The 8,281-nt window shown below is 73.0% G+C and carries 7 protein-coding genes and 1 tRNA gene; 2 read left to right on the top strand and 6 right to left on the bottom strand.

Features of this window, described 5'->3' with window-relative positions; genetic code table 11:
• The 4 genes from Q1N79_RS11815 to Q1N79_RS11800 all read right to left on the bottom strand — a co-directional run.
• On the bottom strand, positions 1-744 hold a 744-nt coding region (locus Q1N79_RS11815), incomplete at its 3' end, for a Xaa-Pro peptidase family protein (protein ID WP_300608258.1).
• The gene (locus Q1N79_RS11810) at positions 741-1,655 is read right to left on the bottom strand and encodes a 5'-3' exonuclease (RefSeq protein WP_300608256.1); all 915 of its coding nucleotides are present in this window, start codon (positions 1,653-1,655) and stop codon (positions 741-743) included. The genes Q1N79_RS11810 and Q1N79_RS11815, both read right to left, overlap by 4 nt.
• Entirely contained in the window at positions 1,643-3,283 is a 1,641-nt protein-coding gene (locus Q1N79_RS11805; RefSeq protein ID WP_300608254.1) for an MFS transporter, read from the bottom strand. The genes Q1N79_RS11810 and Q1N79_RS11805 overlap by 13 nt, the downstream gene beginning before the upstream one ends.
• A gap of 108 nt (positions 3,284-3,391) precedes the next feature.
• A complete protein-coding gene (locus Q1N79_RS11800; RefSeq protein WP_300608252.1) occupies positions 3,392-3,925 on the bottom strand; it encodes a Rieske (2Fe-2S) protein in 534 nt (177 codons plus the stop codon).
• Between the two features lie 264 nt (positions 3,926-4,189).
• Between Q1N79_RS11800 and Q1N79_RS11795 the strand changes: the two genes are divergently transcribed.
• Positions 4,190-5,227 (top strand): cation diffusion facilitator family transporter, encoded by a 1,038-nt coding sequence (locus tag Q1N79_RS11795; protein ID WP_300608250.1) that lies wholly within the window; start codon positions 4,190-4,192, stop codon positions 5,225-5,227.
• Positions 5,228-5,263: 36 nt separating this feature from the next.
• Here the strand turns inward: Q1N79_RS11795 and moaA are convergent, their stop codons facing one another.
• Together moaA and Q1N79_RS11785 are read right to left on the bottom strand one after the other, a co-directional pair.
• Complete coding sequence (moaA, locus tag Q1N79_RS11790) at positions 5,264-6,253, bottom strand: GTP 3',8-cyclase MoaA (RefSeq protein WP_300608248.1); 990 nt, start codon at positions 6,251-6,253, stop codon at positions 5,264-5,266.
• Between the two features lie 39 nt (positions 6,254-6,292).
• Positions 6,293-6,388, bottom strand: a tRNA-Sec gene (locus Q1N79_RS11785).
• 118 nt (positions 6,389-6,506) lie between these two features.
• On the opposite strand from Q1N79_RS11785, the gene Q1N79_RS11780 reads away from it, so the two are divergent.
• On the top strand, positions 6,507-8,087 hold the full coding sequence (locus Q1N79_RS11780) for a glycoside hydrolase family 13 protein (RefSeq protein ID WP_300608246.1): 1,581 nt from the start codon (positions 6,507-6,509) through the stop codon (positions 8,085-8,087).
• The last annotated feature ends 194 nt before the right edge of the window (positions 8,088-8,281 follow it).

Here is an 8,281-nt window from a genome sequence, read left to right as displayed (position 1 = left end):
CGCGTACGTCCTTGTGCAGTCAGAACAGTACCCGGACGGCATGGTGCCCCCGATGTCGACGACCACGACGTCGCCGCGGCTCAGGACGCGATCGCAGACCTCGTGGTGGGGGCTGGCCGCGTTCGGCCCTGAGCCGACGATCACGAAGTCCACCTGGGCATGGCCCTCGGCGAGGATGGCCTCGGCGATCGTGGCCCCGACCTCGCGTTCGGTACGGCCGGGCCGCAGCCACTGCGGCACGCGGGCGTGCACCCGGTCGATCGCCGCTCCCGCCGCGGCCAGCGCGCTGACCTCGGCGGGCGTCTTGCGGACCCGCAGCGGGGACAGGATCGTGCTGGCGAGCTCCTGTGCCGCCGCCGGGAAGGCCGCGCGGAACCGCAGCACGTGCAGCGCCCACATCCGGTCGGACAGCCCGACTGAGGTCAGCGTGCCGAGCCTGTCTTTCACTATCCCGAACGGATCCTGCGTTTCTGCCCAGGGCACGATCTCCACCCCAAGGCCCGACGCCGGCGACGCCTGTGCCGCGGCGAGCTCAAGCCTTGGCACGAGGAGGAAGGGGTCGCCTGCGGCCGGGATGGCCAGGCAGGTCAGCCGCTCGAGCTGCTTGGCGTCGTACCCGGTCACGTACCGCAGGTCGGGGCCCGGCGTCAGCAGCAGGGCGGACAGGCCCGCCGCGCGGACGGCGCCGGCGACCGCGGTCAGCCGCCCGGCGGGGTACAGGGCGGCCGCTGCGTCGGTGCTCATGTCGCGTCTCCTTCTGTGACCGTGGCGCGGAAGCGGGTCAGCGAGGACCCGAGCCCGAGCGCCGCGCCTATCTCGGCGAGCAGGCCGGGATCTGGCGGGCGCGCGGGCAGCGTGCCGTCCACGTCGGGCAGCGGCACGTCCGTGGCGGTGCGTACCACCGGCGGGGCGACGTCCAGGTAGCCGCGGGCGGCCTCGAGCCTCTTGCGGGTGCCGGGCGGGAAGCCGCCGTGTCCGAGGTCGAGCGCGGTCTTGATCCCGTCGATGCTGCCGAACGCCCTGACCAGCGCCGCCGCGGTCTTCTCGCCGATCCCTGCCACGCCGGGCAGCCCGTCGCTCGGGTCGCCGCGCAGGACGGCGAAGTCCGCGTACGACTTGCCAGGAATGTCGTATTTTTTCGTGACTTCTGCCTCGTCGACGGATTCCAGCCTCGCGAGCCCGCGGAGCGTGTAGAGCACGCGGACCCGGCGCGCGTCATCGACGAGCTGGAACAGGTCCCTGTCGCCGGTGACGACGTCGACGGGGGTTGGCGACCGGGCGGCGAGGGTGGCGATCACGTCGTCCGCCTCGTACCCGGCGCCCTCGGCGATCGCCACTCCGGCGGCGTCGAGCACCTGGGTGATCAGCGGGATCTGCACGGCCAGGCCGGGCGGCGTCTGCTCGGTGCCGTCCGGCTCGGCCCGGTGCGCCTTGTACGACGGGATCGCGTCGACGCGGAACCGCGGACGCCAGTCGGCGTCGAGGCAGGCGACAAGCCGCCGCGGCCTGACGTCCCTGACCAGCCGCGCGATCGTGTCGAGCAGGCCGCGAACGGCGTTCACCGGCGTGCCGTCCGGCGCCGTCACGGTCTCCGGCATCCCGTAGAACGCACGGTAGTACAGGGACGCCGTGTCCAGCAGCATCAGCGAGCCCACTCGGTCATCCTGCCACGAAGCATGACCAGGGTGAGCAGCCCGGCGGCGAACACCAGCACGGCCGACAGGACCAGCGCGGCGTGCAGGCCCGCGTAGAACGCGCTGTAGGCCGCGCGGATGACTTCCTGTTCGAGTTGCTGCTCGCTCGGCCCGCTGCCGCCTGGCGCGCCGCCGGCGTGCGGCGACGACGGGATCGTGCCGGTCTCGATGGCGTTGATGATGATCGTCCAGAAGTTCGCGGGGACGCCCAGGTGCTTCAGGCTGGCGATGAGATGGGAGTTCAGCTGGGCGTTGACCAGCATGCCGAGGACCGCGACGCCGATGACCGCGCCGATCTCCCTGCTGGTGTTGGTGGCCGAGGCGGCCATCCCCGAGCGCTCGGGCGGCACGGCGGACAGCGCTGTCGCGGTGAGGGGCACCACGGTGCTGCCCACCCCGATGCCGGTGAGCGCCAGGGCGGCGGCCAGCCGGAGTTGGTCCGGGCTCGGGCTGATGGCCTGCGCGGTCACCAGCAGCCCGGCGCCGAAGATCAGGCAGCCGGCGGAGATCGTCCAGCGCGGCGCGGCCGTGCCCGTCCACCGGCCTGCCAGCAGCGACGTCACTATCATCAGCGCGGTCATGGGGAGGAACACCACGGCGATCCGGTAGCCGCTGTAGCCCGCCACCTCATACAGGTACAGCGCGGTGAAGAAGAAGACCGCGAACGTCGCGAAGTAGGCGCAGAAGGCCACGAGGTTGGCGGCCAGGAAGCGGGGCACCCGCAGGTATCTCAGGTCGAGCAGCGGGTGCGACGCGCGGTGCTCCCACCACAGGAACGCCGAGCCCTCCACGGCGCTGACGCACAGCAGCGCGACCACCTCCGTCGCGGCGAAGCCCGCGGTCTCCGCGGTGATCACCGCGATGATCAGCGCGCTCAGCGCGGCCGCGCCGAACGCGAAGCCGGGTATGTCGACCCGGTGCGCGTCTGGATCGGCGTTCTCCGGCAGCAGGCTCGCGCACGCCGCCAGGGCGGTCAGCCCGAAGATGAGGTTGAACCAGAAGATCGCCCGCCAGTCCCAGACCCCGACGAGCACGCCGCCGACGACCGGCCCCATCGCCAGCGCGAGCCCGCAGACCGCCGTCCACACGCCGACGGCCCGCGCCCGTATCCGCTCGCCGGGGTACAGGTGCCGCAGCATCGACAGCGTGCCCGGCTCGCTGGCCGCGGCCCCCAGGCCCATGACGGCCCGCCCGGCGATCAGCAGCTGGACGTCGGGTGCCAGCGCGCACAGCGCCGAGCCCGCGCCGAAGATGCTGACGCCGATGAGCATGACCCGCTTGCGGCCGAACTCGTCGCCCACCATCCCGAACGCGAGCATCGCGCTGGCGAACGTCAGGGCGTACGCGCTGACCACCCACTGCAGGGCGGCCACCCCGGCGTGCAGGTTGCCCTGGACGCTGCCCAGCGCGACGCTCACCACGGTGTTGTCAAGGAAGGTGAGGAACAGCACGACCATCAGCGCGGCCAGCGCCGCCGCCCGCCCCGCGGGCGGGGCGGGCCACCCGGGCCGGCCGGGCGTCCCGGGCGGCGCGGGCCGCGGGCTGCGGGCCCGGGCCGCGTGACCGGGATGGAGGAAACGCGTCGCCACGCTTTCAGGCTCCCTGGCCGGTCCCCGTTCGGCCAGGGCATTAGCTCCCGGAACGGACCGACCAACGGCCTGACCAGGGCAGCCGGCGGTGCGGCGCCGGGCCCGCGCTTACAGCAGGAAGATCTTCCCGTCGGTAACCGCGATCGTGCGGGCAGGCAGCGGGGCGGGCGCCGGGCCCGCCACGACCGCCCCGTTGCTGATCTTGAACTCGCTGCCATGGCAGGGGCAGTCGATGGTGCCGTTGGCGACCGTGTTAACCAGGCAGCCCATGTGGGTGCAGACGGCGCTGAAGGCCTTGAGGACCCCCTTGGCCGGCTGGGTGACGACGACCTGCTGGCTCGTGAAAATCGTGCCGCCGCCCACAGGGATGTCCGTCACGAGGCCGAGCAGGGTGCCCGTGGCCGTGCCGGCGCCGGTGGCGGCGCCGGCGGCGCCTGCGCTCCCGGCCGCGGCGCCGGTCGCAGGCGATGAGGCCAGCGCCGGGGGGGCTGCCTGGGCTGGTGCCGCGCCGGCCCCGTTCGCGTCGTACGGCACCGCGGCGGTGCTGCACCCGGCCAGCACGCCGCCGACGCCGAGCAGCCCCGCGCCAAGGAGCACGCAGCGGCGGGTGGCACGCTGGTCCTGCTGGGGTTCTTCAGCCATCACTCGTCCTTTGCCTGCGTCGCGAAACCCGATAACACTCTTCTACGGCAAACCCGGACGAGCCCGCCGCAGTCACCGCGAACCGTAAGAGACCGTTAACAGGTCGCCGCGCGTCACGCGGGACCAGGGGCCATCGCTGGCTGTGACCTAGCACCCGGCTGTGACCTAGCACACAGCCCGCTGACCTGCGGTGGACGCCGGGCGGGCCTTACACCGCAGGCGCAGGGGTAAATAAGCTGCAGGGATGCAGGGGCGGTGGAACAGATGAGCAGGTCGGCGCCCGTGGCGGGACACCAGGACCCTGGGCACCACCACCAGCGACACCAGCACCTCGGCCACGCGCACGCGCTAGGCCAGGACGCCGACGGCCGCTGGCTGGCCGCGGCGGGGGCGCTGATCGTCGCGTTCATGGCCGGCGAGGTCGTCGCCGGAGTGATCGCCCATTCGCTCGCGCTGGTGTCCGACGCGGCGCACATGCTCACCGACGCCGCGTCCATCGGGCTCGCCCTGGTCACGACCAAGGTCGCGGCCCGCCCGCCGCGTGGCGGGTACACGTACGGATTGCGCCGCCTGGAGATCCTGTCCGCGCAGGCCAACGGCATCACGCTGGTGGTGCTCGGGCTCTGGCTCGGCTACGAGGCGGTCCGCAGGCTGATCGCGCCCCGGCCGGTGAACGGCACCGTGATGCTGGCGGTCGCGCTCGGCGGGGTCTGCGTCAACCTGGCCGCCGCCTGGATGCTGGCCAGGTCCCGCGGCGCCGGGGCGCGGCGCAGCCTCAACATCGAGGGCGCGTCCGCGCACATCCTCACCGACCTGTACGCGTTCGCGGCCACCGCGGCGGCCGCCATCGTCGTGCTGGCCACGGGGTTCAACCGGGCCGACGCGATCGCCACGCTTGCCGTCGTCGTCCTGATGCTGTACGCGGGCAGCGGCCTGATCCGCGCCTCCGGGCGGATCTTCCTCGAGGCGGCGCCCGCCGGCCTTGACCCGGCGGCGCTCGGCGCGGCCATGGCCGCCCGCCCGCATGTGGCCGAGGTCCACGACCTGCACGTCTGGGAGATCACCACCGGCATGCCCGCCGCCTCGGCGCACGTGCTCGTCGCGCCGGGCGAGGACTGCCACGCCGTGCGCGCCGACCTGGAGGGACTGCTCGCCGGATACGGGATCACGCACGCGACCCTGCAGGTTGACCACGCCACCGCGGCCCGCCGCGGCCAGGACGCCGGACCCGTCACGGAAACGGGCGAGCAGGCGCACTGCGAAGACTCGCACGGCCCCCGGTACCGGCCTGACGAGCCATGACGGCCGCCAGGGCGCGCCGAGCGGACGACGCCGCGCTCAGCCGCCGATCGCGGACATGGGCCGGTCCGGCTGCAGGAACGACGGGTCGTTGATCCCGTGCCCGGGGAGCTTGACGGCGACCGCCGCCTGCCAGCGGGCGGCGATCTGCGCATCGGTCGCGCCGGAGCGCAGCAGGGCGCGCAGGTCGCTTTCCTGCCGGGCGAACAGGCAGTTGCGCACCTGGCCGTCCGCGGTCAGCCGCACCCGGTCGCACGAGCCGCAGAACGGCCTGGTGACAGACGCGATCACCCCGACTCGCGCCGGGCCGCCGTCGACAAGGAACGTCTCGGCGGGCGCCGACCCGCGGGAGCGGGCGTCGTCGGCGGCCAGCGCGAACGACGACGACAGCGCGGCGAAGATCTCCTCCGCCGTCACCATCTCGGCGCGCTTCCAGCCGTGCTGGGCGTCCAGCGGCATCTGCTCGATGAACCGCAGCTCGTACCCGAGCGACAGGCAGTACTGGAGCAGCGGCACGGCCTCGTCGTCGTTCAGGCCGCGCATCAGGACCGCGTTGACCTTGACGGGGGCGAGCCCGGCGGCGACCGCCGCCGCGAGGCCGTCGAGCACGTCGGGCAGCCGGTCGCGCCGCGCCAGCTTGCGGAACATCTCGGGCCGCAGCGTGTCCAGGGACACGTTGATCCGGTCAAGGCCGGCCGCCCGCAGCTCACCGGCCCGCCGCGCGAGCCCGATCCCGTTCGTGGTCAGCGAGATCTCCGGCCGGGGCTGCAGCGCCGCGGTCCGGGCGACGATCGGCACCAGGTCGCGCCGCAGCAGCGGCTCGCCGCCGGTGAAACGCACCTCGCGGATGCCGAGCATGGACACGCCGACGCGGATCAGCCGGACGATCTCGCCGCTGGTGAGCACCTCCGGTGCCGGCAGCCAGTCCAGGCCCTCGGGCGGCATGCAGTAGGCGCAGCGCAGGTTGCACCGGTCTGTCAGCGACACCCGCAGGTCCGTCGCCACCCGCCCGAACGAGTCAGCTAGCATCACTCAAGCCTACGCATCCTTATGGCCGTCACGAGCACCTGGCGGAGGCGGACGGGAATCGAACCCGCCGGCGGCGCGGCACGCCGTCCACTGGTTTTGAAGACCAGGGGGACCACCAGGAACCCAGACGCCTCCGCCACGACTCTACTGACGCCAACGACGGGTGTGAATAATCGAAGTCACAGCGGAAATCGTGAAACAAGGTGGCACCGCACAGCCAGCCCGGCACACGGCCGCACGAGGGGGACACCGAGTGAGCGCACAAACCAGCCGGCCGTGGTGGGCGGACGCGGTGGTCTACGAGGTCTACCCGCGCAGCTTCGCCGACAGCAACGGCGACGGCATCGGGGACCTGGCCGGGCTCCGCGACCGGCTCCCCTACCTCGCCGAACTCGGCGTGGACGCCGTCTGGCTGACCCCGTTCTACCCCTCGCCGCTGGCCGACGGCGGGTATGACGTCAGCGACTACCTCGACGTCGACCCCCGTCTCGGCACCCTCGCCGGATTCGACGCCCTGATAGCGGCGACCCGCGAGCACGGGATCAGGGTGCTCGCCGACCTGGTGCCCAACCACTGCTCGGCAGAGCACCCGCTCTTCAGGCAGGCCCTCGCCGCCGGACCTGGCAGCAGCGAGCGTGAGCTGTTCATCTTCCGCGACGGCCGGGGTCCGCGCGGGGCCACCCCGCCGAACAACTGGCCGTCCAACTTCGGCGGCTCCGCCTGGACCCGGGTCAGCGACGGCCAGTGGTACCTGCACCTGTTCGACTCAAGCCAGCCGGACTGGAACTGGCGCGACCCGCGGGTGGCGGCCATGTTCGAGACGATCATCAGGTTCTGGCTGGACCGCGGGGTGGCCGGGATCCGGGTGGACGTGGCGCATGGCGTGTTCAAGGACGAGGACCTGGCCGACACCCCCACGACGGTCCGCTCGGTCAGGCCGTCCGGCTACTACCACCGCCCCGAGGTGCACGAGCTGTACCGCAGCTGGCGGCGCATCCTCGACAGCTACCCCGCGGACGTCTTCCCCGGCCAGCGGACCGCGATCGGCGAGGTCTGGTACGACACCTACGCGACGCTGCGGCCGTACCTGGCGCCCGACGAGCTCCCGCAGGTGTTCAACTTCGAGCTGGTCACGGCGGAGTGGGACGCGGCGCAGATCCGCAAGGCGATCGACGCGACGCTCGCGCTGACCGACGGCTCGCACGCCCCGTGGGTGCTCGGCAACCACGACGTGGTCCGCCCGGTGACGCGGTACGGCGCCGCCAGCGCCCGGGCCGCCGCGCTGCTGCTGCTCGCGCTGCCCGGCTCGGCGTACGTGTACCAGGGCGAGGAGCTCGGCCTGCCGGAGGTGCTCAAAATTCCCGCCGCCGCGCGCCAGGACCCCGCTTTCCGCCGCACCAAGGGAAAGGTCCGCGGCCGCGACGGCTGCCGGGTCCCGCTTCCCTGGGAGCGCGCCGGAGCTTCTTTCAGATTTTCCCGAACGATCCCCGGTTCCTCCCCAGCGCCACCCTGGCTCCCGCAGCCGGCCGACTGGGGCCGGTACAGCGTCGCCGCCGAGCGGGCCGCGCCTGACTCCTTCCTGCGCCTGTACGAGGCGGCGCTGCGCCTGCGCCGTGCCCATCCGGCGCTCGGCGCCGGCGCCATGCGCTGGCTGGCCGCGCCGGACGAGGCGCTGGTCTTCGCCCGCGATCCCGGCTTCGTGTTCGCCGCCAACCTGGGCGCCGACCCGATCGCGCTGCCGCCGCATCGCGAGGTGCTGCTGGCCAGCTCGGGCGCCGCGGTTGACGGCGAGCTGCCCCCCGGCATGGCGGTGTGGCTGGGGTTGCCCGGCTGACCGGCACTGGCCGGTCCCGGGTACGCTGCGGTCGCGGACGCGGATCCGGCAGGTTCCCGGCGCCACGGTGTTCCGGGTGCGCGACGGCGGGCTGCCGGTGTACCGGATGGGGACGACGCGGCGGGTGACCGACGCGCTGCGCCGATCGCCTGAGTTCCGCAGCATCTGATCGGGCGCGCTCAACCGCGTACTCG

The sequence above is a fragment of the Trebonia sp. genome (genome assembly GCF_030042015.1).
Taxonomy (GTDB): Bacteria; Actinomycetota; Actinomycetes; order Streptosporangiales; family Streptosporangiaceae; genus Trebonia.
The sequence above is the reverse complement of the archived record's forward strand: the minus strand, read 5'-3'. Positions and strand labels throughout refer to the sequence as shown.

Bases quoted from the DNA above. Each gene is read 5' to 3' on its own strand.
- Q1N79_RS11800 (WP_300608252.1), bottom strand. From the start codon at position 3,925: ATGGCTGAAGAACCCCAGCAGGACCAGCGTGCCACCCGCCGCTGCGTG.
- Q1N79_RS11795 (WP_300608250.1), top strand. From the start codon at position 4,190: ATGAGCAGGTCGGCGCCCGTGGCGGGACACCAGGACCCTGGGCACCAC.
- moaA (WP_300608248.1), bottom strand. From the start codon at position 6,253: ATGCTAGCTGACTCGTTCGGGCGGGTGGCGACGGACCTGCGGGTGTCG.